This window comes from Rhodococcus rhodochrous (assembly GCF_900187265.1).
In the GTDB taxonomy this organism is placed as follows: domain Bacteria; phylum Actinomycetota; class Actinomycetes; order Mycobacteriales; family Mycobacteriaceae; genus Rhodococcus; species Rhodococcus rhodochrous.
Genome location: NZ_LT906450.1, coordinates 2,944,563 through 2,967,879, shown reverse-complemented (window position 1 = coordinate 2,967,879; position 23,317 = coordinate 2,944,563). Strand labels below are relative to the sequence as shown.

Sequence of the window (23,317 nt, the reverse complement as noted above, 5' to 3'; positions counted from 1 at the left end):
ATGCTCGCAGAGATCCGGATCGACAACCTGGGTGTGATCTCCGAGGCGTACGCGCGCTTCCACGGGGGACTGACGGTACTCACCGGCGAGACCGGTGCCGGCAAGACGATGGTGGTCACGAGCCTGCACCTGCTCTCCGGGGTGCGCGCCGACCCCACCCGGGTGCGGGTCGGCGCCAACCGCGCCGTGGTCGAGGGACGCTTCGAGATCGAACCGGCGCCCAGCCACATCGAACAGCAGATCGCCGAACTGCTCGAGTCCACCGGCGCCCAGCGCGACGAGGACGGCAGCATCATCGCCGTGCGCACCGTCGGCAGCGACGGCCGCTCCCGCGCGCACCTCGGCGGACGCAGCGTGCCGGTGGGGGTGCTGTCCGAGTTCACCGGCCCGTTGCTGACCGTGCACGGCCAGAACGACCAATTGCGGCTGCTGCGTCCCGACGAGCAGCGCGCCGCGCTCGACCGGTTCGGCGGCAAGACCGTCGCCGGCCTGCTCGACCGCTACCGAACCCGGCGGCGCCGCTGGCTCGATGCCCGCGCCGAACTGCAGGAACGCACCGAACGGTCACGTGAGCTCGCACAGGAGGCCGACCGCCTGCACTTCGGACTCGACGAGATCGACCGCGTCGCACCCGAACCGGGGGAGGACACCCGCATCGTCGACGAGGTGCGGCGCCTGTCCGACCTCGACTCGCTGCGCGAGGCGGCCACCGTCGCGCACAACGCCCTTGCCGGCGACGACAGCGGCGACGCCGATGCGTACTCGGCGGCGCTCGACCTGCTCGGCGAGGCCCGCGCCCGCCTCGAGGGTTGCGACGATCCCGCCCTGCGCGAGCTCGGTCCCCGCCTCGGCGAGGCCATCGCGGTGGTCACCGACGTCACCGGCGACATCTCCGCCTACCTGTCCGACCTGCCGTCCGACCCCAGCGCCCTCGAGACGCTGCTCAACCGGCAGGCGGAACTGAAGAACCTCACCCGCAAGTACGCCGCCGACATCGACGGCGTCCTCGAATGGGCACGCGAGGCCCGCGAACGCCTGTCCGGACTCGACGTCTCCGCCGAGGCGATCGACAAGCTCGCCGCCGAGGTCGACGCGGAGGCCGCCGCGACCGCGGAAGCCGCCACCGCCCTGTCGACGGCGCGGCACAAGGTCGCCGGCAAACTCGCCAAGGCCGTGAGCAAGGAACTGTCCGGCCTCGCGATGGGACGCGCCGTACTCGACGTGCACATCGCCGACCGGGCGGCAACCGCGAGCGACACCGCGCCGCTGCAGGTCGGCGACCGGCTCCTGCACGCCGGCGAATCCGGGATCGACGAGGTGGAGTTCCGGCTCGCCCCGCACAGCGACGCCCCGGCCCGCCCCCTCGCCCGCAGCGCGTCCGGCGGTGAGCTCTCCCGCGTCATGCTCGCCCTCGAAGTGGTGCTCGCCGGTTCCGAACGCGGCGCGACGATGGTCTTCGACGAGGTCGACGCCGGAGTCGGCGGCCGCGCCGCCGTCGAGATCGGCCGTCGTCTCGCGCGCCTGTCGCGCACCCACCAGGTCATCGTGGTCACGCACCTGCCGCAGGTCGCTGCGTTCGCCGACACCCATCTCGTCGTCGACAAGGTCGACGACCGGGCCGGGGTGATCAGCAGCGGGGTGCGCACCCTCAGCGAGGAGGAGCGGGTCACCGAATTGGCCCGCATGCTCGCCGGGCTCGACGACACCGAGACCGGGCGTGCCCACGCCGAGGAACTGCTGGCCGTCGCCCACGCGGAGCGCACCGGCTGACGTGCCCGGCGCGCCGGGGTGATGTTCACACGACTACCGGCGCGCCTCCACAACCTCACTCGTTCACCGGCGCATCATCTCTTCCATGAAGATGCCGGCGCTGCTGTCCCGTAACAACGAAACGTTGCCCGGAGTGAGTGGCATTGCCCGGGTCGACAGGAACACCGCGAAACTGCTGCGCCGGATCGGTCCCGGCGACGTGGTCGTCCTCGACGCCATCGACCTCGATCGCGTCACCGCCGACGCGCTCGTGGAAGCGGGCGTCACCGCGGTGATCAACGCCTCTCCGTCGATCTCGGGCCGATACCCGAATCTCGGTCCCGAGGTGATCGTCGCGCACGACATCGTGCTCGTCGACAACGTCGGCACCGAGGTCTTCAAGAAGATCAAGGACGGCGCGAAGGTCCGGGTGCACGAGGGTGGCGTGTACGCGGGGGAGAAGCTGCTCATCGAGGGTGACGAGCAGACCGACATCGAGATCTCCGACCGCATGATCGAGGCGCGGACCGGGCTCGTCGACCACCTCGAGGCGTTCTCGGGCAACACCATCGAGTTCATCCGCTCGGAGAGCCCGCTGCTCATCGACGGCGTCGGCATCCCCGACATCGACCTGGACCTGCGCGACCGGCACGTCGTCGTCGTCTCCGACGGCCCCGGGCACGTGCAGGACCTCAAGGACCTCAAGCCGTTCATCAAGGAGTACTCGCCGATCCTGGTGGGGGTCGGCCCCGGCGCGGACGCCCTGAGCAAAGCGGGTTACCGCCCCGACCTCATCGTCGGCGACCCCGACGAGATCGGCACCTCCACCCTCAAGTCCGGCGCCGAAGTGGTGCTGCCCGCCGACCCGGACGGCCACGCCCCGGGTCTCGAGCGGATCCAGGATCTCGGCATCGGCGCGATGACCTTCCCCGCCGTCGGCACCCCCACCGACCTGGCGCTGCTGCTCGTCGAGCATCACGGCGCGGCGCTGGTGGTGACCGTCGGCAGCACTGTCTCGCTCGACGAGTTCTTCGACCACGGCCGCCGCGACACCAACCCGTCGGCGGTGATGACCCGCCTGAAGGTCGGACCGAAACTCGTCGACGCGAAGGCGGTGGCCACCCTCTACCGCAGCCGCGTCTCGGGCGGCGTGATCGCCCTGCTCGTCTTCGCGGCGCTCATCGCCGTGATCGCCGCACTCGCCGTGTCCAATCTCGGTGGCGACGTCGTCGAACTCGCCCGTCAGTGGTGGGAGTCCGCAGTGGAGTGGATCCGGGGTCTGCGCGCGTGATCTCGATGCGCCATCACGTCGTCTCCCTGGTGGCGGTGTTCCTCGGCCTGGCGGTCGGGATCGTGCTCGGCTCCGGGTTGCTGGCCGACAGCGTCGTCTCCGGTCTACGCGACGACAAGGCCGAGCTGCGCCGCGAGGTCCAGGAGGCCGAGGACCACGGCAGCCGGCTCGAAGCCCAACTGCTCGCCGCCGACGGGTTCGACTCGACCATCGGCCCGCGGATCGTGCGTGACGAACTACGCGACCGCACCGTCCTTCTCGTGACCACCCCGGACGCCGCCCCCGAGGACGTCGACGCCGTCGTGCGGTCCGTCGGTGACGCCGGCGGCCGGGTCACCGCCCGGATCGCGCTGACCGACTCGTTCGTCGACGCCTCCGGCACCGACCAGCTCCGCACGACCGTCACCAACGTCGTGCCCGCCGGGGTGGAACTGCAGACCGGCGCCGTCGACCCCGGCAGCCTCGCCGGGGATCTGCTCGGCGCGGTGCTGCTCGTCGACCCGGGCACCGGACAACCGCGCAGTACCCCCGAGGAACGCGCCCTCGCCCTGACCACGCTGCGCAGCGGCGGTTTCATCACCTACGAGGACAGTCAGGTCGAACCGGCCCAGAGCGCCCTCGTCGTCACCGGCGACCACAGCGGCAACGCCGAACGCGCCGGCAACCGCGGGTCGCTCGTCGCGCGCTTCGCCGGGGTCGTCGACGGTCGCGGGGCCGGCGCGGTGCTCGCCGGCCGCACCGGGGCGGCGGAGGGCAACGGACCGATCGCCGTCGTACGGGCCGACGCGGCACTCGCCGCGGGTCTGTCCACGGTCGACAACCTCGACCGCGAATCGGGGCGCCTGACGACGGTCCTGGCGCTGCGAGAGCAGTACGACGGGGGCAGCGGCCGGTACGGGACGGGGCCGAGCGCCACCGCCGTCACCGTCGGTTCCCCGGCCCGCTGAGCGTCGCCGCCTGTGACGTCGATTGCACCGGGGGTCCGCAATCGCGAGTCGGGTACGCACCCGCCCACGGAGGTGTTACCGTGAAGTTCCGTGGGTCGGCAGGCCCCAGCTGTATCGCATCAGTCCAAAAGTCCTGCACCTGACGTCACGGGAGCCTCTTTGCCACAGTCACGCCACTCGCGTACCCCTACCAAGCACATCTTCGTCAGCGGGGGCGTCGCGTCCTCTCTCGGCAAGGGGCTCACAGCGTCGAGCCTGGGCACCCTGCTCACCGCACGCGGCATGCGCGTGACGATGCAGAAGCTCGACCCGTACCTCAATGTCGACCCCGGCACGATGAATCCGTTCCAGCACGGTGAGGTCTTCGTCACCGAGGACGGCGCAGAGACCGACCTCGACGTCGGCCACTACGAGCGCTTCCTCGACCGCGACCTGTCCGCCGACGCGAACGTCACCACCGGCCAGGTGTACTCCACGGTCATCGCCAAGGAACGCCGCGGCGAGTATCTCGGCGACACCGTGCAGGTCATCCCGCACATCACCGACGAGATCAAGCGCCGCATCCTCGCGATGGCCGCACCCGACGCCGAGGGGCAGACCCCCGACGTGGTGATCACCGAGATCGGCGGCACCGTCGGCGACATCGAGTCGCAGCCCTTCCTCGAGGCCGCCCGCCAGGTGCGCCACGAGGTCGGCCGCGACAACTGCTTCTTCCTGCACGTCTCGCTCGTGCCCTATCTCGGGCCGTCCGGTGAGCTGAAGACCAAGCCGACCCAGCACTCCGTGGCCGCACTGCGCAACATCGGTATCCAGCCCGACGCGCTCGTGCTGCGCTGCGACCGCGACGTGCCGGCCTCGCTCAAGGCGAAGATCTCGCTGATGTGCGACGTCGACGTCGCCGGCTGCATCTCCTGCCCCGACGCGCCGAGCATCTACGACATCCCGAAGGTGCTGCACAGCGAAGGCCTCGACGCCTACGTCGTGCGCCAGCTCGGTCTGCCCTTCCGGGACGTCGACTGGACCGTGTGGGGCAACCTGCTCGAGCGGGTCCACAACCCCCGAGAGACCGTCGAGGTCGCGCTCGTCGGCAAGTACATCGACCTGCCCGATGCCTACCTGTCGGTCACCGAGGCGCTGCGCGCCGGCGGTTTCGCGCACCGCGCGAAGGTCAGGATCCGCTGGGTCGCCTCCGACGAGTGCGAGACCGAGGCCGGTGCCGAGAAGCACCTCGGCGACGTCGACGCCGTCCTGATCCCCGGCGGCTTCGGCATCCGCGGCATCGAGGGCAAGCTCGGCGCCATCCGGTTCGCCCGCACCCGCCGGATCCCGCTGCTCGGCCTGTGCCTGGGCCTGCAGTGCGTCGTCATCGAGGCCGCCCGCTCGGTCGGCATCGAGGACGCCTCGTCCACCGAGTTCGATCCCGACACCACCGCCCCGGTGATCTCCACGATGGCGGACCAGGAACAGGCTGTCGCCGGTGAGGCCGATCTCGGCGGCACCATGCGACTGGGCGCCTACCCGGCCGTGCTGAAGAAGGGCTCGGTCGTGGCCAAGGCCTACGGCAGCGAGCAGGTCTCCGAACGGCACCGGCACCGCTACGAGGTCAACAACGCCTACCGCGACAAGATCGCCAAGTCCGGTCTGGTGTTCTCCGGCACCTCCCCGGACGGGCGGCTCGTCGAGTTCGTCGAGTACCCGGCCGAGACGCATCCGTTCTTCGTCGCCACCCAGGCGCACCCGGAGCTCAAGAGCCGGCCCACCCGCCCGCACCCGCTGTTCTCCGGCCTCGTCGCCGCGGCACTGCAGTACAAGGCGGCCGAACGACTCCCGGTCGACATCCACGGCGAGAACGGCACCTCCGAGGAATCGGTCGGCTCGACCGCGTCGACGTCCACCGCCGGCGACGCCGAGTAGTCGACATGACGCAGCGACACGACTTCCGCACCCTGGCGAGCCGGCGGATCTACACGGGCGCCATCGTGTCGCTGCGCGTCGACGACGTGGCGATGCCCGACGGGCACACCGCCGAACGCGAAGTGGTCGAACACCACGGCGCGGTCGCGGTGGTGGCCGTCGACGAACAGGACCGGGTGGTACTCGTGCACCAGTACCGGCACCCGCTCGGCCGGCGACTGTGGGAACTGCCCGCCGGACTGCTCGACGCACCCGGCGAGGACCCCCTCGACACCGCCCGCCGCGAACTCGCCGAGGAGACCGGCCTGGCCGCCGCCGACTGGGAACTGCTCGTCGACATCGCGCTCTCACCCGGATTCACCGACGAAGCCGTGCGCGTCTTCGCCGCCCGCGGCCTGAGCGAGGTCGACCGGCCCGAACCCGAGCACGAGGAGGCCGATCTCGAGGTCCGCCGCGTGCCCGTCGACGAGGCCGTGGCGATGGTGCTGCGCGGGGAGATCGTCAACGCCACCGCGGTGTCCGGTCTCCTCGCGTTCGCGACCGCCCGCGCGACGGGCACCGGGACCCGCGCCCCGGACGCACCGTGGCCGGACCGGCCCACCACCTTCGCCCGCACGCGCGCGGAGGGGTGAGCGGTGCTGCCCGGTGAGGAGCGTCCCGCCACGCAGGTCGCTCCGCAGCCGTCCCCGACACTCACCGGGCAACTCGACGCCTATCTCGCGCACCTGACCGTCGAACGGGGGGTCGCGGCGAACACCCTCGCCTCCTACCGCCGCGACCTGCTGCGCTACGTCGAACACCTCACCGACATCCACATCGGCGACCTCGCCGACGTGCACGAACACCACATCAGCGACTTCGCCGCGAGCCTGCGCCGCGGAGACCCGGAACGCAACCGCCCGGCGCTGGCAGCGAGCTCGGCCGCCCGCGCCCTGATCGCCGTGCGCGGCCTGCACCGCTTCGCCGCCGCCGAAGGACAGACCCCGGTCGACGTCGCCCGCACCGTCAAACCCCCGGCGCCCGGACGTCGCCTGCCCAAGGCACTGACCGTCGACCAGGTCACCGCGATCCTCGACGCCGCCGCCCCCGATGCCGACGGACCCCGCAGCCTGCGCGACCGCGCACTGCTCGAGCTGCTGTACTCCACCGGCGCCCGCATCTCCGAGGCCGTCGGACTCGACGTCGACGACATCGACACCGAATCGCGCACCGTGCTGCTGCGCGGCAAGGGCGGCAAACAACGCCTCGTGCCGGTCGGACGCCCGGCGCTCGGCGCGCTCGACGCCTATCTCGTGCGGGGACGACCCGCCCTGGCAACCGGCCGCACCGCCGCGGTCTTCCTCAACGCGCGCGGCGGCCGCCTGTCCCGGCAGAGCGCGTGGAAGGTGCTGCAGACCGCCGCCGAACGCGCCGGAGTCGACGTCGGGGTGTCCCCGCACACGCTGCGGCACTCGTTCGCAACCCACCTCCTCGACGGAGGCGCCGACGTACGCGTGGTACAGGAGTTACTGGGGCATGCTTCTGTGACGACCACGCAGATATACACCCTGGTCACCGCCGGTGCCCTCCGTGAAGTGTGGGCACAGGCGCATCCGCGCGCACGATGACCGACTCCGCGACCGACGCGTGTCCGTGCGGTGATCCTGCCGACGAAGCGGTAGCGTTCTGGGGACGAGCCGCCGGGCCACCCGACGGGTCGACGAGAAGACATCTGGGTCGCAAGACAGGGGGAGTACCGAACGTGGGCACACCTCGGCCACCCGCCACGTACATGGAGCCGGAGCACCTCCGGCCGAACACCGTCCCGGTCGACGCACACGGCCGCGAGGACACCGACAGAACGTCCACCACCGAGCCGACCACCAGCGCGGGACCCGCCGCCGAGCCCGATCTCGGACCGACCGGCCGGCCACGACGTCCCGTCCCGGAACCGGTTCCGCTGTCCACCCACGGACCGGCCCGCATCATCGCGATGTGCAACCAGAAGGGCGGGGTCGGCAAGACCACCTCGACCATCAACCTCGGGGCGTCCCTCGCCGAGTACGGGCGCCGCGTCCTGCTCGTCGACCTCGATCCGCAGGGCGCACTGTCCGCCGGACTCGGTGTCGCCCACCACGATCTCGATCTCACCGTCCACAACCTGCTCGTCGAACCACGGGTGTCCACCGACGACGTGCTCGTGCGCACCCACGTCGAGGGCCTCGACCTGCTGCCGAGCAACATCGACCTGTCGGCGGCCGAGATCCAGCTCGTCTCCGAGGTCGGCCGCGAACAGGCCCTGGGCCGCGCCCTGTACCCGATGCTCGACCGCTACGACTACATCCTCGTCGACTGCCAACCGTCGCTCGGACTGCTCACCGTCAACGCGCTCGCGTGCGCCGACTCGGTGCTCATCCCCATGGAATGCGAGTTCTTCAGCCTGCGCGGCCTGGCGCTGCTCAACGACACCGTCGCCAAGGTCCGCGACCGGCTCAACCCGAAGCTCGCCGTCGCCGGCATCCTCGTCACCATGTTCGACCAGCGCACCCTGCACGGACGTGAGGTGATGTCGCGGGTCGTGGAGGTCTTCGGCGATCTCGTCTACGACGCCGTCATCAACCGCACCGTCAAGTTCCCCGAGACCAGCGTCGCCGGCGAACCCATCACCCGCTGGGCGCCCACCTCCGCCGGCGCCGAGTCGTACCGCGCCCTCGCGCGGGAAGTGATCCACCGGAGCGGTCGCTGAGCCCCGTGCACGCTCCCGTCCAGGACTCGGCGGACACCGGCACGGCACCCGACGCGGAGGTCGACGCGGTGGTCCTCGAGGAACCCACCGAACCGGCCGATCCGCAGGTCGAGGAGACCACCTCGGGCTTCCACGTGCGCCTGCGCAACTTCGAGGGCCCGTTCGACCTGCTGCTCACCCTCATCTCGCAGCGTCGCCTCGACGTCACCGAGGTGGCTCTCCACGAGGTCACCGACGACTTCATCGCCTACACCCGCAAACTCGGCCCCGAACTCGGCCTCGACCAGACCACCGAGTTCCTGGTCGTCGCCGCGACCCTGCTCGACCTCAAGGCCGCCCGGCTGCTGCCCGCCGGCGAGGTCGACGACCCCGAGGACCTCGCCCTGCTCGAGGCCCGCGACCTGCTGTTCGCGCGTCTGCTGCAGTACCGGGCCTACAAGCAGATCGCCGAACAGTTCGCCGCACTCGAGGCCGCGGCCCTGCGCCGCTATCCGCGCGCTGTGTCGCTCGAGGAGCGTTACGAGAATCTCGTTCCCGAGGTCGTGCTCGGCGTCGACGCGCACCGCTTCGCCGAGATCGCGGCCGCGGCGTTCCGGCCCAAGCCGCCCCCGACCGTCGGCCTCGACCACCTGCACACCCCGAAGGTGTCGGTTCCCGAACAGGCCGCCCACATCCTCGGTCTGCTGCGCGCCCGCGGCGCCGGTGTCTGGGTCGGATTCGACGAGCTCGTCGCCGACTGTGATCTCGGGCTGCTCGTCGTCGCCCGGTTCCTCGCGCTGCTCGAGCTCTACCGCGAACGCGCCGTCACCTTCGAACAACCCGACCCCCTCGGACACCTGCAGGTCGCGTGGACGGGGGAGACCGACGGGGAGGCCATCGATTTCGAGGAGGACTACGGGTGAGCGACGACACCGTCGCGCGGGGGCACGCGGACGACACTGCACCCCAGAACACGGACGACACCGCTCGGGAGCGCGGGGACGACAGTGCTGCGCCGGAGCGCGCGGACGATACTGCCGCGCCGGAGCGCGCGTGGGACGGGGAACTTCTCGAGATCGCCGACGACGAACTCACCGCAGCACTCGAGGCGCTGTTGCTCGTCGTCGACACCCCGGCGCCGACCGAGCAGCTCGCGACCGCCATCGGGGTCACCGCCGACCGTGCGGAGGCCGCGCTGCGGCGTCTCGCGCAGGACCTCACCGCGCGCGGCTCCGGCATCGACCTGCGGTTCGCCGGCGACGGTTGGCGTTTCTACACCCGCCGCGATTTCGCGCCCTACGTCGAGAAGCTGCTGCAGGGCGGCGCGCGCACGAAGCTCACCCGCGCCGCACTCGAGACGCTCGCGGTGATCGCCTACCGGCAACCGGTGACGCGCAGTCGCGTCGGTGCCGTGCGTGGCGTCAACGTCGACGGGGTGATGCGCACCCTGCTGGCGCGGGATCTGATCGCCGAGGCGGGCACCGATCCGGAGACCGGCGGCACGCTCTACGTCACCACGGAGCTGTTCCTCGAACGCCTCGGCCTGGCGTCTCTGCAGGATCTTCCGCCCGTTGCGCCGCTTCTGCCCGATGTCGATGTGATCGACGACATCGCCGACAGTCTCGAGTCGGACCCACGATTTGAGAGAATGGGTAGGAACGCGCGTCCCGAGACTCTCTCGCCCGCGGAGTTCGATCCAGAGAACTGACAGGAACCAAGTGAATACACCCGCTCGCCGTGATGGCACACCGGACCGTAGAAGAAACAATCCCCGCAGCGCGAATGCGCGCAACGCCGGGGGATCCCGCTCGGGACGCGCGGAGGCACCGCGTTCCGGAGGGCGCACCGAAGCACCGCGTTCCGGAGGACGCACCGAAGCACCGCGTTCCAGCGGACGTACCGAAGCTCCCCGTTCGGGGCGCGCAGGGGCTCCCCGTTCGGGGGAGCGCACCGACTCATCCCGCTCCGATCGCCGGGCCACTCCCGGCCAGTCGGCCGCGGGCCGCAAGCCGGCCCAGTCGGCAGGTGGCCGCAAACCGGCCCAGCCGGCCGCCGGCCGCAAGCCGCACCGCAAGGGCACCTCGACCGGCAAGCCCGGTCGTCCCGGCGCCAAGCCTGCCGCCAAGCGCGCGGCGCAGCGCGTCGTTCCGACCGTGAGCAACGCCCGTCCCGCGCGGCACCAGCACCGTGAAGCCGGCCCCGCCCAGCTGCCCGCCGGTGAAGGCGTGCGGCTGCAGAAGGTGCTCGCCCAGGCCGGCGTCGCCTCGCGCCGCGCCGCCGAGGAACTCATCGCCGCAGGTCGCGTCGAGGTCGACGGCAGTATCGTCGTCGAGCAGGGTCTGCGTGTGGACCCGGAGAACGCGGTGATCCGGGTCGACGGCGTGCGCGTCGTCATCAACAAGGATCTCGTGCACCTCGTGCTGAACAAGCCCCGCGGCTGGCAGTCCACGATGTCCGACGACCTCGGCCGTCCCTGCGTCGGTGACATCGTCTCCGAACGCGTCGCCGCCGGACAGCGCCTGTTCCATGTCGGTCGTCTCGACGCCGACACCGAAGGTCTGCTGCTGCTCACCAACGACGGTGAACTCGCGCACCGGTTGATGCACCCGTCCTTCGAGGTGCCCAAGACCTACCTGGCGACCGTCAAGGGTGTGCTCGCCCGTGGTGTCGGCAAGCAGCTCAAGGCCGGCATCGAACTCGAGGACGGACCCGCCTCCGTCGACGAGTTCTCGCTGCTCGAGGTCCACGAGGGCCAGTCGCTCGTGCGCCTCGTGCTGCACGAGGGCCGCAAGCACATCGTGCGGCGCCTGCTCGATGCGGTCGGTTTCCCCGTGATCCGGCTCGTGCGCACCAACATCGGTCCCGTGGCGCTCGGCGACCAGCGTCCCGGCACCCTCCGTGTCCTCGGCCGCAACGAGGTCGGTGGCCTGTACCAGGCGGTGAAGCTGTGACCGCCGCACCGGCCGACGCGCTGGTCGTCGCGATGGACGGCCCGTCGGGCACGGGCAAGTCCACCGTCTCCAAGCGGCTCGCGCAGCATCTCGGGGCCGCCTATCTCGACACCGGCGCGATGTACCGCATCGCGACCCTGCACGCCCTGCGCCGCGGCACCGATCTGACCGATCCGGCGGCGATCGCCGCGGTCACCGCCGACCTGCCGTGGTCGATCGGCACCGACCCCACCGTCGAGGACATCCGTCTCGACGGGGACGACGTGCGCGAGATCATCCGCGGCGCCGAGGTCACGGCCGCGGTCTCCGCGGTCTCCGCCGTGCCCGAGGTGCGCACCCTGCTCGTCGAGGCGCAGCAGCGGCTCGGCCGCGCCGAGCACCGCGTCGTGATCGAAGGACGCGACATCGGCACGGTCGTCTTCCCCGACGCGGACGTGAAGATCTTCCTCACCGCCTCGGCGGAGGCCCGCGCGCACCGGCGCAACAACCAGAACATTGCCGAGGGTCGCGGCGACGACTACGAGGCGGTCCTCGCTGCGGTGCAGCGCCGCGACCACCTCGACTCCACCCGCGCGGTGTCCCCGCTGCGCGCGGCGGACGACGCGGTCGTCGTGGACACCAGCGACATGAACATCGACGAGGTGATCGCCGCGCTGCTCGCGGTGGTCGCCGAGCAGACTGGAGCGAAGCTGTGAGCGACGACCTGAGCACCGATTACACCGGGTTCGACGGCGACGGCACCTGGTCGGAAGAAGGCGACTGGGACATCGAGTTCGCCGAGGGTGGCGACCTCGAGGAGTTCGTCCCGGTCCCGACCGTCGCCGTGGTCGGCCGACCGAACGTCGGCAAGTCCACCCTGGTCAACCGCATCATCGGCCGACGCGAAGCGGTCGTCGAGGACGTCCCGGGCGTCACCCGCGACCGCGTCTCGTACGAGGCGTCGTGGAACGGCCGCCGATTCATGGTGCAGGACACCGGCGGATGGGAGCCTGACGCGAAGGGCATGCAGCAGTCCGTGGCCCGCCAGGCGGAGGTCGCGATGCGCACCGCCGACGCGATCCTCGTCGTCGTCGACGCCACCGTGGGCGCCACCAGCGTCGACGAGGCCGTCGCGAAGGTGCTGCGCCGGTCCAAGACACCGGTGCTGCTCGTGGCGAACAAGGTCGACGACGACCGCGTCGAGTCCGAAGCCGCAGCCCTGTGGTCCCTCGGACTCGGCCAGCCCTACTCGGTATCGGCCACTCACGGCCGCGGCACCGGCGACCTGCTCGACGAGCTTCTCGCCAAGCTGCCGGCCACGCCCCGTGAGGGCACCGGCGGGGAAGGACCTCGCCGCGTCGCGCTGGTGGGCAAGCCGAACGTCGGCAAGTCGAGCCTGCTCAACAAGCTCGCCGGTGACGAGCGATCGGTGGTGCACGACATCGCCGGCACCACCGTCGACCCGGTGGACTCGATCGTCGAGCTCGGCGGCAAGCCGTGGCGGTTCGTCGACACCGCCGGTCTGCGCAAGCGCGTCAACAGTGCGTCCGGCGCCGAGTTCTACGCCTCCCTGCGCACGCGGGGTGCGATCGATGCGGCCGAGGTGGCGGTGTTGCTCATCGACGCCTCTCAGCCCATCACCGAGCAGGACCAGCGGGTCATCACGATGGTCGTCGAGTCCGGTCGCGCCCTGGTGATCGCGTTCAACAAGTGGGATCTCGTCGACGAGGACCGCCGCTACGAACTCGGCCGCGAGATCGACCGGGACCTGTTGCGGGTGCCGTGGGCGTCGCGGGTGAACATCTCCGCCAAGACCGGTCGCGCCGTGCAGAAGCTCGTCCCGGCCATGGAGACCGCGCTCGAGTCGTGGGACAAGCGCATCTCGACCGGACGCCTGAACTCGTGGCTCAAGGAGGTCGTGGCCGCGACTCCGCCGCCGATGCGTGGCGGTCGCCTGCCCCGGGTGCTGTTCGCCACCCAGGCGGCCACCCGCCCGCCGACCTTCGTGCTGTTCACGACAGGCTTCCTCGAGGCCGGCTACCGCCGCTTCCTCGAGCGTCGTCTGCGTGAGGAGTTCAACTTCGACGGCAGCCCCGTTCGGATCTCGGTGCGTGTGCGGGAGAAGCGCGACCGTCGCAAGTGAGCTCCCGGCGCCCGGTCGTGAAAACGCGCTGACCAGCCGATTAGTGTTTCGGTCCGTTCCTGTTGTAATCTCTGAGAGCGCTCGGAGAGAGCGCGGACGGGCTGTGGCGCAGCTTGGTAGCGCACTTGACTGGGGGTCAAGTGGTCGCAGGTTCAAATCCTGTCAGCCCGACAGTGAAAATCCCTTCCGACTCCGGTCGGAAGGGATTTTTTCGTCTGTGGAGCCGTGTCGGTTGTAGGGACGTGTCGGCGCTGGTTCCTGTGGGCAGATGCGCCCATCTCCGCCCGTGAAGGCGATGACGGAACGAGATCTGGTCCTTCTGAGCCCGGCGCCCCGAACCCGACACGATCGACACCCGGACCCACCTCACCGGGGTGTCGTCGCATTCGGGACGGCTCGGCGCGCCGACCCAGGCGTCAGCCCCGTCATCCTCTTGAACGCCCGCGCGAACGCCGCCTCCGACTCGTAACCGGATCGTGCCGCCAGTTCCGCCACCGAGGCGCCCTCACGCAGTGCCGTCAGCGCGGACTCCATCCGCCACCGCGTCACGTACTGCATCGCGGGTTCACCCACGAGGTCCGTGAAGTGCGCCGCGAACGCCGACCGGGACATCGCGGCCTCGTGCGCCAGCGACGCCACCGTCCACGGATGCTCCGGGGCACGGTGCACCGCCGCCAGCGCGCGACCGATGTGCGGGTCGCGCAGTGCGAGAAGCCAACCGCTGCGATCCGCCGCCCCGGAGTCCATCCATTCGCGCATCGCGAGGATCACCAGAACATCCGCCAGTCGCGTCAGAACCGCCTCACCACCCGGCCGCATCCGCGCGGCCTCCTCGGCCATCAGATCGAGCAGGAAGCGCACAGCGCCCCCGCGGGAGGCCGCGGCGGTGCCGGAGCGCAGCACCGGCGGCAGCGACCGCATCAGGCGCCGGGCCGTCGGATGCCCGAACTCCACGATCCCGCACACCAGCACGGTGCGGTCACCGCCGCCGCCGTACCGCAGCACCGAGCAGTGCTCGCCGATCATCTCCTGCGGCAACAGATCCACCCGTCCCGCATGCAGCGGCGCCGGTTCGCTGCGGATCACGTGCCCGGCTCCGTGCGGCACCACCGCGAGATCACCGGGCACGAGTCGCACCGCATTCTCGTCGGCGCGCGGCACATCGAGCACCGCCTCCCCGGAGACCACCACGTGGAAACTGGCGCAGTCCTCGAAAGCCGGCATCTCCAGGGCCCACGGAGCGCTCACCTCCGACCGGCAGTAGAACACTCCGCGCATCCGCAGCAGGTGCAGAACCTCCGCGAGCGGTTCTCCGGGTGTCCAGGGATAGGTCGTTCCACGATCCTGGTCGGTCACGCTCCCACGATCGCGCCCGCACGCCCGTACGTCCAGGGGAGCGGGACGAACGGGCAGGAAACCGGGACGGACGGGCATGGAACGTCCGCCACCGGCTCCCTAGCGTGGACTCGTAGACGAAATCCGCTGCACCACAGAGATTGTGAGGACACCATGAAGGTTCTGGTCATCGGGGCGACCGGAGGTTCGGGACGCGCCGCGGTCTCCGCCCTGCTCGACCGCGGACACGACGTCACCGCACTCGTCCGCAATCCCGACACCGCCGAATTGTTCGGCACCTCCGACACCGCCGGGTCGTCCGGGGATCGCGTCACGGTCGTGACCGGCGACGCCGTCCGCGACTCCGACGTCGAACGCGCCGTGCACGGGCAGGAAGCCGTAGTGGTCACACTCGGCATCCGCGAGAACCCGGTGCGGGTACGTCTGCGCGGGCCCGCCCGCACACCTCTCGACGTGCGCTCGCGCGGCACCCGCACCGTCGTCGACGCCATGCGACGGCACGGCGTGCGGCGCCTGATCGTCCAGACGTCGTACGGCACGGGCCCGACCCGCGACCGGCTTCCCGCCCGGTACCGCCTGATGTTCCGGGCGCTGCTGGGCCCGCAGATCGCCGATACCGAACGTCAGGACGCCCTCGTGCGCTCCAGCGATCTCGACTGGACCATCGTGCAGCCGGTGAACCTCACCGACGGCGACGACGCCGAGGCAACGGTGTCCGACGGCGACGTCTCGTCGTGGGCGATCCCGCGACGTGCGGTCGGGCGCGTGCTGGCCGATCTGGTCGACCGACCCGAGTACGCCCGCGCCACAGTGGCGGTCTCCTGACACGGATCGCGCCGAACGCTCCCGGAGCGGGGTGCGCACCGTCCACGATGAGAAATGCGTCGGCGGACGGTCATTCTTCGTGCGGCACCATCCGTGCCCTACGGCACCCGCGAAAGGACCACGATGACCACACGATTCAATCCCTATCTCGCATTCCGCGATTCCGCACGCGAGGCCATGGAGTTCTACAGGTCGGTGTTAGGTGGTGAGCTGACGGTGAGCACATTCGGCGACATGCACGACTGGGACGATCCGAGCGAGAACGCGAAGGTGATGCACTCGATGCTCACCACCGACCGCGGTTTCGTGCTCATGGCCTCGGACACCCCGCAGGGAACGGGCTACACGCCCGGCACGAACTTCTCGCTCTCGCTCAGTGGGGACGACGAGAGCGTGCTCCGGGGTTGGTGGGACGCACTGACCGCGGACGGTCGCGTCGACATGCCGCTCGAGCGTGCCCCGTGGGGCGATCTGTTCGGCATGTGCACCGATCGCTTCGGCGTGTCGTGGATGGTCAGCATCGGCGACCAGCAGGGCTGAACCCGCGCCGTTCGGCGCCCGTCAGCCGAGGCGGGCGTCGAGTTCGCGCACCAGCTTCGGGGGCGCGGTCTGCCGATAGGACATGTCGAGCAGCTCGGCGACCTCGTCCCAGTCCACCTCCGGACGGGCGAGGTCGTATCCGACCCACCCGGACGGTCCGAAATACATCGGCACGTAGGTGTGCGGTTCCTCGAGCAGCGCGCGGCGCTCCTCCTCGTCGGGCTTGACGATGAGGGAGCGGGGAAACGGTGCGCGGGTGCCCTTCTCGCCGCCTCCGTAGACCGCGAAGGCCGTCCGGGTGGAGAAGAACGGACGGCCGTGCGAGATCCTCTCGGAGGCGCCGGGCAGGGCCAGCGCGAGCGAGCGCACACGGGCGAGCAGGGGATCCGCCTCGTCGAACATCACCGGATGCGGCATGAGCGGAGCGTACCGAGCGCCTCCGACATCAGCCGCGGGATCAACTCCTCGGGATCAACTCTTCCGGCTCTTCAGCGCATCGATACCGCCGTGCAACAGCGGTTCGACACCGTGGCCGAGTTTCTCGAACCCTTCGCCGACCGTCTTGCCCTGACGGAACCGGAAGTAGATGCCCTCGAGGATCACCGCGAGCTTGTAGTAGGCGAGGGCGAGATGGAACGCCATGTCCGACAGGTCGCGTCCACCGGCGGCCTCGTATCGCGCGAGCAGTTCGTCGTCGCCGAGGAAACCCGGAGCGCGGGACACCGTCGAGACGGGGAACCCCGTGTCCTCCCGTGCCAGCCGCTGGTAGACCAGCAGCAACGCCACATCGGTGAGGGGATCGCCGAGCGTGGCCATCTCCCAGTCCAGCACCGCGACCACCTTGTCGTCGTCGTCGACGAGGACGTTGTCGAGGCGGTAGTCGCCGTGCACGATGCCGACCTCGCCGTCGCCCGGCAGATTGTCGGCGAGCAGCCGGTGCAGCTCGTCGGCGCCGTCGAGGTCCCGGCTGTGCGAGTTCTCGAGTTGGGTGGTCCAGCGCCGCACCTGCCGCTCGAGGAAGCCCTGGGGGCGGCCGAAGTCCTCGAGTCCTACGGTGGCCGGGTCCACCGCGTGCAGCGCTGCCAGGGTGTCGACCATCCGCTCGGAGATCACGCGCGTGCGCTCGGCGCCGAGCGGTTCGAGTTGCTCCGCGGTGCGATACGGCGTGCCCACGACCAGATCCATGAGGTAGAAGGGCGCGCCGAGGACCGAATCGTCCTCGCACAGCAGGTACGAGCGGGGGACCGGTACTGCGGTGCCTGCGAGTGCGGAGATGACGCGGTACTCGCGGGCCATGTCGTGGGCGGTGGCGAGGACGTGCCCGAGTGGGGGACGGCGCAGCACCAGCCGCCGGTCGCCGTCGGTCACCTCGTAGGTGAGATTCGAGCGCCCGCCACTGATCAGGCGGGCGCGGAGGGGACCGGAGAACAGGTCGGGGGCGGAGTTCTGCAGATAGGCATCGAGCGCATCGAGGTCGAGGCCGGCGGGCACGTCGTTCATCGAGCTCCTTTCCGTCGGCTCCCACTATGACGGCGGGCGGGGATCCGTGTCCGGAGAACTCCCACCCTCGCAGAGGTAATCCGGACGGAACGGAAACTATGAATATTCAGAATATCTCCAGCCGGGCAGTCACATCACCGGCACCGGCCACGACGTGCGCCTACCCGCCGGTGCGGTTGTGACGAACTACTGTCGACCCATGCCCGATGCTCATCCTCTCGACCGAGACAACGTCCGCGACGCGTTGGACGCGTTCGATTCGCGTCGACTGCCGCTCGACGGCCGCCGGCACGCAGCCGTCGTCGTGGCGGTGCTCGACGACGGGAACGGCAATCCCGTCATGCCCCTCACGCGGCGACCGACGCGGCTACGGGCACATCCCGGCCAGTTCGCGCTGCCGGGCGGGCGTCTGGACGAGGGGGAGCAGCCCGAGGAGGCCGCGCTGCGTGAACTGCACGAGGAACTCGGTCTCGACCTCGGGTCCGACACCGTCCTCGGCCGGCTCGACGACTACGTCACCCGCTCCGGTTACGTCATGTCGCCGTTCGTCGTGTGGTCGGACACCGCCGTGACCGATCTGAAGCCCAGCCCCGACGAGGTCGACGTGCTCTTCGCCGTCACCACCGACGAACTCGATGTCGATCCGCGCTTCGTCTCCATCCCCGAATCCGACAAGCCGGTGATCCAGTGGCCCTTCCGCGGTCACCTGGTGCACGCACCGACCGCTGCGGTGGTCTACCAGTTCCGCGAGGTCGTGCTGCGCCGGCGGGCCACCCGCATCGACGGTCTCGAGCAGCCGGTCTTCGCCTGGCGCTGACACCCCGGAATCTCCGGTCGCGCGGCTGTGGAAGGCTGGACTCCGCGCCCGAACGGAACTCCGCGAGGGCACGACGAGAACGACCTCACGAGAACACGGAGCGGCCCACCATGACCGATGCGACCGGAACCGCCGACGCGCGCGGATCGGACCGCATCCTCACCGTGCCGAACGTCCTCAGCTTCGTACGGCTTCTGGGTGTGCCAGTCTTCCTCTATCTCGTCCTCGTCGCCCACGCCGACGTCTGGGCGCTCATCCTGCTGGCCGCGAGCAGCATCACCGACTGGGCCGACGGCAAACTCGCCCGCCTGCTCGATCAGACCTCCCGCCTGGGCGCCCTCCTCGATCCCGCCGTCGACCGCCTCTACATCGTGGCCACCCTCGTCGCCCTCGTGGCGCGCGACATCGTGCCCTGGTGGATCGCGGTGATCCTCGTCGGCCGCGAACTCGTCCTGGCCCCGACCCTGGCCGTCTACCGGCGCCGGGAACTGCCCCCGCCGGACGTGCTCTACCTCGGCAAGGGCGCGACCTTCCTGCTCATGTGCGCGCTGCCGCTGATGCTCGGGGCCGTCGCCGTGCCCGCCTCGGAGCCGATCACCGGCCCGCTCGGTTGGGCTGCCCTGATCTGGGGGACCGTGCTGTACGTGTGGACCGGACTGCTGTACCTCGGGCAGGCCGTCGTGACGGCACGGATCGTGCCGGCCGGACGGTGATCCGATGAGCCGCGCGTGGGAACGCATCCGGCGCAATCCGGTGCCCTCGCTCCTGAAGTCACTCCTCGAGGACCATCTCGACCCCGGCTACGCCGCGTCCGCCGCGGACCGGGCCGCAGGGCGGCCGAGCACCTCACCGCGGGCTTCGCGCGCGTGGCTCGGCGCCGGAGTTCTCCTCGCCGGCCTCGTGATCGGCGTCGCGTACGCGCAGAACGCCGACGTGCAGGCAGGCACCGACAGCACCCGCGCCGAGATCCTCGATTCCCTCCGCGCAGGGGACGAACGCATCGCCGCGCTCACCGCTCGGCGCGATGAACTCGGCGCCGCGATCGACGAACGACGCACCGCCCTGTTCTCCGACGGAGGTGACGGCGCGAGCGTCCTCGACGAACTCCGCGATGCCGAGACCGCGGCCGCGGCGACACCCGTGCGCGGTCCGGGGGTCACGGTCACCCTCACCGAACCCGCCGCACGCCCGAACCTGTCGGATGCGACGCGACTCGAGGACCGGCCCACCGCGCTCGTCCTCGACCGCGACCTGCAATCGGTTGTCAACGCGCTGTGGGCGGCCGGGGCGGAGGCCATCGAGGTCGGTGGCGTACGGGTCGGTCCCGGCGTCACCATCCGGCAGGCCGGGGGAGCGATGCTCGTCGACAACCGGCCCGTATTCTCCCCGTACACGGTCTCGGCGGTGGGATCTCCGTCCCGGCTGCAGACGTCCTTCGTCGTCAGCGACGCCTACCTGCGCATTGCGGGGATCCGACAGCTCTACGGGGTGGGATTCGCCCTCACCGAGGAGGACGATCTCGAGCTTCCGGCCGCCACGGTCCGGAAGCTCGGCAGCAGCGGAGAAACGGGGTACAGGTGAAGCGACTCGAACACGGTCACGCGCTCTACGCGGTGCTCGCACTGGCGATCGGGATCGGCGCCGGAATCGTGTTCAGCCCACAGGTACCCGACGTCGTGCAGCCCTACCTGCCCATCGCGGTGGTCGCCGCACTCGACACGGTCTTCGGCGGGCTGCGCGCCTATCTCGACGACATCTTCGACGCGAAGGTGTTCGTGGTGTCGTTCGTCTTCAACGTCCTCGTCGCCGCACTGATCGTGTGGCTCGGCGACCAGCTCGGCGTGGGCACCCAGCTGTCGACCGCGGTCATCGTCGTCCTCGGCATCCGCATCTTCGGAAACGCTGCCGCCCTGCGTCGTCGCCTGTTCGGAGCCTGACCGTGACCGAACCGCAACAGCCCGACCCAGCGCCCGACACGGACACCACCGCCGGATCCGCGGCACGCCACGCCACCCGCTCGCAACGCGTCTTCCTCGTCCTGGCGGCGATTCTCGTCGTCCTCCTCGGCGCCGGCATCGCCACCCAGGTGCGCACCACCGACACCGGTGACGCCCTCGACTCGGCGCGCCCCGCGGACCTGCTCGTACTGCTCGACAGTCTCAACCGCCGCGAAGCCGCTCTCCGCCAGGAGATCACCGAACTCGAGCGCACGCTCTCGAGTCTCGAACAGGAAGGCTCGGAAGCGGCACTCGAGGAGGCCCGGGCGCGCCTGTACACGCTGTCGGTGCAGCTCGGCACCGAACCCGCCACCGGACCCGGAGTGGTTCTCACCGTCGACGATCCGCGCGAAGGCGTCGGATCGGAGGTGCTGCTCGACATGATCCAGGAGCTGCGCGCGGCGGGTGCCGACACGATGCAGATCGCCGGGGCGAACGGGGAGACCGTGCGCATCGGGGTCGATTCCTGGGTCACCGGACCGGGCGGCGACATCGTCGTCGACGACCGCCGACTCGACGCTCCGTACGCCGTCACCGCCATCGGCGACGGACCGACGCTCGCCGCCGCGTTGAACATTCCCGGCGGAGTGGTCGACACGGTCGCCCGTGCGGGCGGATCATTGTCCGTGGAACAGTCTCCGCAGGTGGAGGTGTCCGCCTTGCGGGAGATCGAGCCACGCCAATACTCTCAGCCCGGTAACTGAATCCGACGTTCCGGTCGAACGTCGTCTCCGAAAGGACCAGTCTTGACCGATTTCGCGACACCCGAGGATCTGCGGTACACCCCCGAGCACGAGTGGGTGCGCAGGACGGGCGCGACGACCGTGCGCATCGGGATCACCGACTACGCACAGTCCCAACTCGGCGACGTGGTCTTCGTGCAGCTGCCCGAGTCGGGCGCCGAGATCGCCGCCGGAGAGTCCTTCGGAGAGGTCGAGTCCACCAAGAGCGTGTCGGACGTGTTCGCGCCCCTGACCGCGAAGGTGACCGCCGTCAACACGGAACTCGACGCGAATCCCGAACTGGTGAACAGCAGCCCGTACGAGGACGGCTGGCTCGTCGACGTGGAGGTCGGCAGCGAGAGCGACCTCGACGAGGCCCTCGCGCAGACGCTCGACGCAGAAGGTTACCGCGGGATCACGGAAGGCTGACGAACCCGACAGGTAACGTGACCGCGACTGTCTGCGTCAGTACCCCCGCGCGGGGTACGGTCGGATATGGCGTGTGCCGTGTCGGACCTGAACGGGGCGAACGAATCAGCGACCGCCCGGGATCACCCGGGTGGTCGAACGGATAAGGAGAAACGGTGAGCGAGAACGGCAACGCGGGCTACGAGGAGACTCCTGCAGAGACCACTTCGGTATTTCGCGCCGACTTCCTGAACGAAGTGGAAGGCGCAGGCTCGGCCACCACCGAAGCGCCCGTCTCGGGTGTCGAGGGCCTGCCCGCCGGATCGGCGCTGCTGGTGGTCAAGCGGGGGCCCAACGCAGGATCGCGCTTCCTGCTCGACCAGCCCACCACCTCGGCGGGCCGGCATCCCGACAGCGACATCTTCCTCGACGACGTGACCGTCAGCCGTCGGCACGCCGAGTTCCGCCAGGACGAGGGCGAATTCCAGGTCGTCGACGTGGGAAGCCTCAACGGCACCTACGTCAACCGCGAGCCGGTCGACTCCGCCGTCCTCGCGAACGGCGACGAGGTGCAGATCGGCAAGTTCCGGCTGGTGTTCCTGACCGGTCCGCGAGGTAACCAGGGCGCAGGTAGCTGATGACCGCGGCCCGCCAGCCGGCGCCGGCCGGAATGTCGATCGGGTCGGTGCTCGACCGCCTGCGTCCGGAGTTCCCGGACGTGACGATCTCGAAGATCCGGTTCCTCGAGGCCGAGGGACTGATCAGCCCGGAACGCACCCCCTCGGGCTACCGACGCTTCTCGATCGCCGACTGCGAGCGTCTGCGGTACGTGCTCACCGCGCAGCGCGATCAGTACCTTCCGCTCAAGGTGATCAAGGAGCAGCTCGAGGCCATCGACCGCGGCGCCGCCACGGTGGGATCGGTCGAGACCCGGATCACCCGGCCGCGCCCGCTGGCGGTCGCCCGTGGCGAAGTGTCGCCGGAGGATCTGCGCACCGACCGCGAGATCCGGGTGAGCCGCGACGATCTGTGCACACGTGCAGGGATCGACGCGGCCTTCCTCACCGAGTTGGTGGGGGCGGGCCTGGTCAAGCCGGGTCCGGCCGGTTTCTTCGACGAGGACGCGGTGCTGCTCGCCCGTACGGCGAAGGCGATGGCGGAGTTCGGTCTCGAGGTTCGGCATCTGCGGGCATTCAAGCTCGCCGCCGACCGCGAGGCCGCGCTCGTCGCGCAGATCGCCGGCCCGATCGCGAAGGGCCGCGACGCGGGGGCGCGGCAGCGCGCCGAGGAGATGGTGCGCGAATTGGCGGCACTGTCGTTGACGTTGCACACGTGCCTGGTGAAGGCGGCGGTGCAGGGGGCACTCGACCGCTGACGTGACGCATTCGTCGCCGATCGCGACCACGGACCCTCCGTCGGGTGGTGACCTACGGCACCTGACGGATGCGCTGGAGGACACTAGAATTCCAGGCAG

At 70.2% G+C, this 23,317-nt stretch carries 25 protein-coding genes and 1 tRNA gene; 23 read left to right on the top strand and 3 right to left on the bottom strand.

Annotated features, from left to right (window positions below):
- From recN to CKW34_RS13580, 13 genes are all read left to right on the top strand, one after another.
- Complete coding sequence (recN, locus tag CKW34_RS13640) at positions 1–1,770, top strand: DNA repair protein RecN (protein WP_059384121.1); 1,770 nt, start codon at positions 1–3, stop codon at positions 1,768–1,770.
- An 85-nt stretch (positions 1,771–1,855) separates the two neighbouring features.
- Positions 1,856–3,040, top strand: a complete 1,185-nt coding sequence (steA, locus tag CKW34_RS13635) for a putative cytokinetic ring protein SteA (RefSeq protein ID WP_016695508.1) — start codon at positions 1,856–1,858, stop codon at positions 3,038–3,040.
- Positions 3,037–3,987 (top strand): copper transporter, encoded by a 951-nt coding sequence (locus CKW34_RS13630; protein ID WP_059384191.1) that lies wholly within the window; start codon positions 3,037–3,039, stop codon positions 3,985–3,987. Before steA ends, CKW34_RS13630 begins: the two co-directional genes overlap by 4 nt.
- Before the next feature lie 159 nt (positions 3,988–4,146).
- Positions 4,147–5,901 (top strand): CTP synthase, encoded by a 1,755-nt coding sequence (locus CKW34_RS13625; protein WP_080968395.1) that lies wholly within the window; start codon positions 4,147–4,149, stop codon positions 5,899–5,901.
- 5 nt (positions 5,902–5,906) lie between these two features.
- On the top strand, positions 5,907–6,533 hold the full coding sequence (locus CKW34_RS13620; RefSeq protein WP_059384123.1) for an NUDIX domain-containing protein: 627 nt from the start codon (positions 5,907–5,909) through the stop codon (positions 6,531–6,533).
- Between the two features lie 3 nt (positions 6,534–6,536).
- Positions 6,537–7,508: a site-specific tyrosine recombinase XerD gene (gene xerD / locus CKW34_RS13615; protein WP_059384124.1), complete on the top strand. Its 972-nt coding sequence runs from the start codon at positions 6,537–6,539 to the stop codon at positions 7,506–7,508.
- Positions 7,509–7,642: 134 nt separating this feature from the next.
- Positions 7,643–8,626 (top strand): ParA family protein, encoded by a 984-nt coding sequence (locus CKW34_RS13610; protein ID WP_370670873.1) that lies wholly within the window; start codon positions 7,643–7,645, stop codon positions 8,624–8,626.
- 68 nt (positions 8,627–8,694) lie between these two features.
- Positions 8,695–9,528 (top strand): segregation and condensation protein A, encoded by an 834-nt coding sequence (locus tag CKW34_RS13605; RefSeq protein WP_059384192.1) that lies wholly within the window; start codon positions 8,695–8,697, stop codon positions 9,526–9,528.
- A gap of 152 nt (positions 9,529–9,680) precedes the next feature.
- Entirely contained in the window at positions 9,681–10,313 is a 633-nt protein-coding gene (scpB, locus tag CKW34_RS13600) for an SMC-Scp complex subunit ScpB (RefSeq protein WP_059384193.1), read from the top strand.
- Between the two features lie 10 nt (positions 10,314–10,323).
- Positions 10,324–11,556 (top strand): pseudouridine synthase, encoded by a 1,233-nt coding sequence (locus CKW34_RS24680; protein ID WP_231921733.1) that lies wholly within the window; start codon positions 10,324–10,326, stop codon positions 11,554–11,556.
- Positions 11,557–11,588: 32 nt separating this feature from the next.
- Positions 11,589–12,251, top strand: coding sequence for a (d)CMP kinase (gene cmk, locus CKW34_RS13590; protein WP_059384194.1), 663 nt, complete (start codon positions 11,589–11,591; stop codon positions 12,249–12,251).
- Positions 12,248–13,678 (top strand): ribosome biogenesis GTPase Der, encoded by a 1,431-nt coding sequence (gene der / locus CKW34_RS13585; protein WP_016695593.1) that lies wholly within the window; start codon positions 12,248–12,250, stop codon positions 13,676–13,678. Before cmk ends, der begins: the two co-directional genes overlap by 4 nt.
- A gap of 97 nt (positions 13,679–13,775) precedes the next feature.
- Positions 13,776–13,849, top strand: a tRNA-Pro gene (locus CKW34_RS13580).
- Positions 13,850–14,044: 195 nt separating this feature from the next.
- Here the strand turns inward: CKW34_RS13580 and CKW34_RS13575 are convergent.
- A complete protein-coding gene (locus CKW34_RS13575) occupies positions 14,045–15,034 on the bottom strand; it encodes an AraC family transcriptional regulator (RefSeq protein ID WP_059384126.1) in 990 nt (329 codons plus the stop codon).
- Positions 15,035–15,187: 153 nt separating this feature from the next.
- On the opposite strand from CKW34_RS13575, the gene CKW34_RS13570 reads away from it, so the two are divergent.
- Positions 15,188–15,859, top strand: coding sequence for an NAD(P)-dependent oxidoreductase (locus CKW34_RS13570; RefSeq protein WP_059384127.1), 672 nt, complete (start codon positions 15,188–15,190; stop codon positions 15,857–15,859).
- Between the two features lie 123 nt (positions 15,860–15,982).
- Positions 15,983–16,399 carry a VOC family protein gene (locus tag CKW34_RS13565; protein ID WP_059384128.1) on the top strand — a complete coding sequence of 139 codons (417 nt, stop codon included), beginning with the start codon at positions 15,983–15,985 and terminating at the stop codon, positions 16,397–16,399.
- 21 nt (positions 16,400–16,420) lie between these two features.
- Here CKW34_RS13565 and CKW34_RS13560 read toward each other — a convergent pair whose 3' ends face one another.
- Together CKW34_RS13560 and CKW34_RS13555 are read right to left on the bottom strand one after the other, a co-directional pair.
- Entirely contained in the window at positions 16,421–16,816 is a 396-nt protein-coding gene (locus CKW34_RS13560) for an MmcQ/YjbR family DNA-binding protein (RefSeq protein ID WP_059384129.1), read from the bottom strand.
- Between the two features lie 54 nt (positions 16,817–16,870).
- Positions 16,871–17,899: a phosphotransferase family protein gene (locus CKW34_RS13555; RefSeq protein ID WP_059384130.1), complete on the bottom strand. Its 1,029-nt coding sequence runs from the start codon at positions 17,897–17,899 to the stop codon at positions 16,871–16,873.
- Positions 17,900–18,098: 199 nt separating this feature from the next.
- Here CKW34_RS13555 and CKW34_RS13550 point away from each other — a divergent pair, with 199 nt between their 5' ends.
- The 8 genes from CKW34_RS13550 (at position 18,099) to ftsR (ending at position 23,218) form a co-directional block, all read left to right on the top strand.
- Positions 18,099–18,716, top strand: coding sequence for an NUDIX hydrolase (locus CKW34_RS13550; protein ID WP_059384131.1), 618 nt, complete (start codon positions 18,099–18,101; stop codon positions 18,714–18,716).
- Between the two features lie 110 nt (positions 18,717–18,826).
- On the top strand, positions 18,827–19,429 hold the full coding sequence (locus tag CKW34_RS13545) for a CDP-alcohol phosphatidyltransferase family protein (RefSeq protein WP_006552741.1): 603 nt from the start codon (positions 18,827–18,829) through the stop codon (positions 19,427–19,429).
- A gap of 4 nt (positions 19,430–19,433) precedes the next feature.
- Positions 19,434–20,297, top strand: a complete 864-nt coding sequence (locus tag CKW34_RS13540) for a DUF881 domain-containing protein (RefSeq protein ID WP_059384132.1) — start codon at positions 19,434–19,436, stop codon at positions 20,295–20,297.
- Positions 20,294–20,653, top strand: a complete 360-nt coding sequence (locus CKW34_RS13535) for a small basic family protein (RefSeq protein ID WP_006552743.1) — start codon at positions 20,294–20,296, stop codon at positions 20,651–20,653. Before CKW34_RS13540 ends, CKW34_RS13535 begins: the two co-directional genes overlap by 4 nt.
- 2 nt (positions 20,654–20,655) lie before the next feature.
- Positions 20,656–21,417 carry a DUF881 domain-containing protein gene (locus CKW34_RS13530; RefSeq protein WP_059384133.1) on the top strand — a complete coding sequence of 254 codons (762 nt, stop codon included), beginning with the start codon at positions 20,656–20,658 and terminating at the stop codon, positions 21,415–21,417.
- Positions 21,418–21,459: 42 nt separating this feature from the next.
- Positions 21,460–21,864: a glycine cleavage system protein GcvH gene (gene gcvH / locus CKW34_RS13525; RefSeq protein WP_059384134.1), complete on the top strand. Its 405-nt coding sequence runs from the start codon at positions 21,460–21,462 to the stop codon at positions 21,862–21,864.
- Between the two features lie 155 nt (positions 21,865–22,019).
- Positions 22,020–22,481: a glycogen accumulation regulator GarA gene (gene garA / locus CKW34_RS13520; protein WP_006552746.1), complete on the top strand. Its 462-nt coding sequence runs from the start codon at positions 22,020–22,022 to the stop codon at positions 22,479–22,481.
- On the top strand, positions 22,481–23,218 hold the full coding sequence (ftsR, locus tag CKW34_RS13515) for a transcriptional regulator FtsR (protein ID WP_016694269.1): 738 nt from the start codon (positions 22,481–22,483) through the stop codon (positions 23,216–23,218). Before garA ends, ftsR begins: the two co-directional genes overlap by 1 nt.
- Positions 23,219–23,317 lie beyond the last annotated feature (99 nt).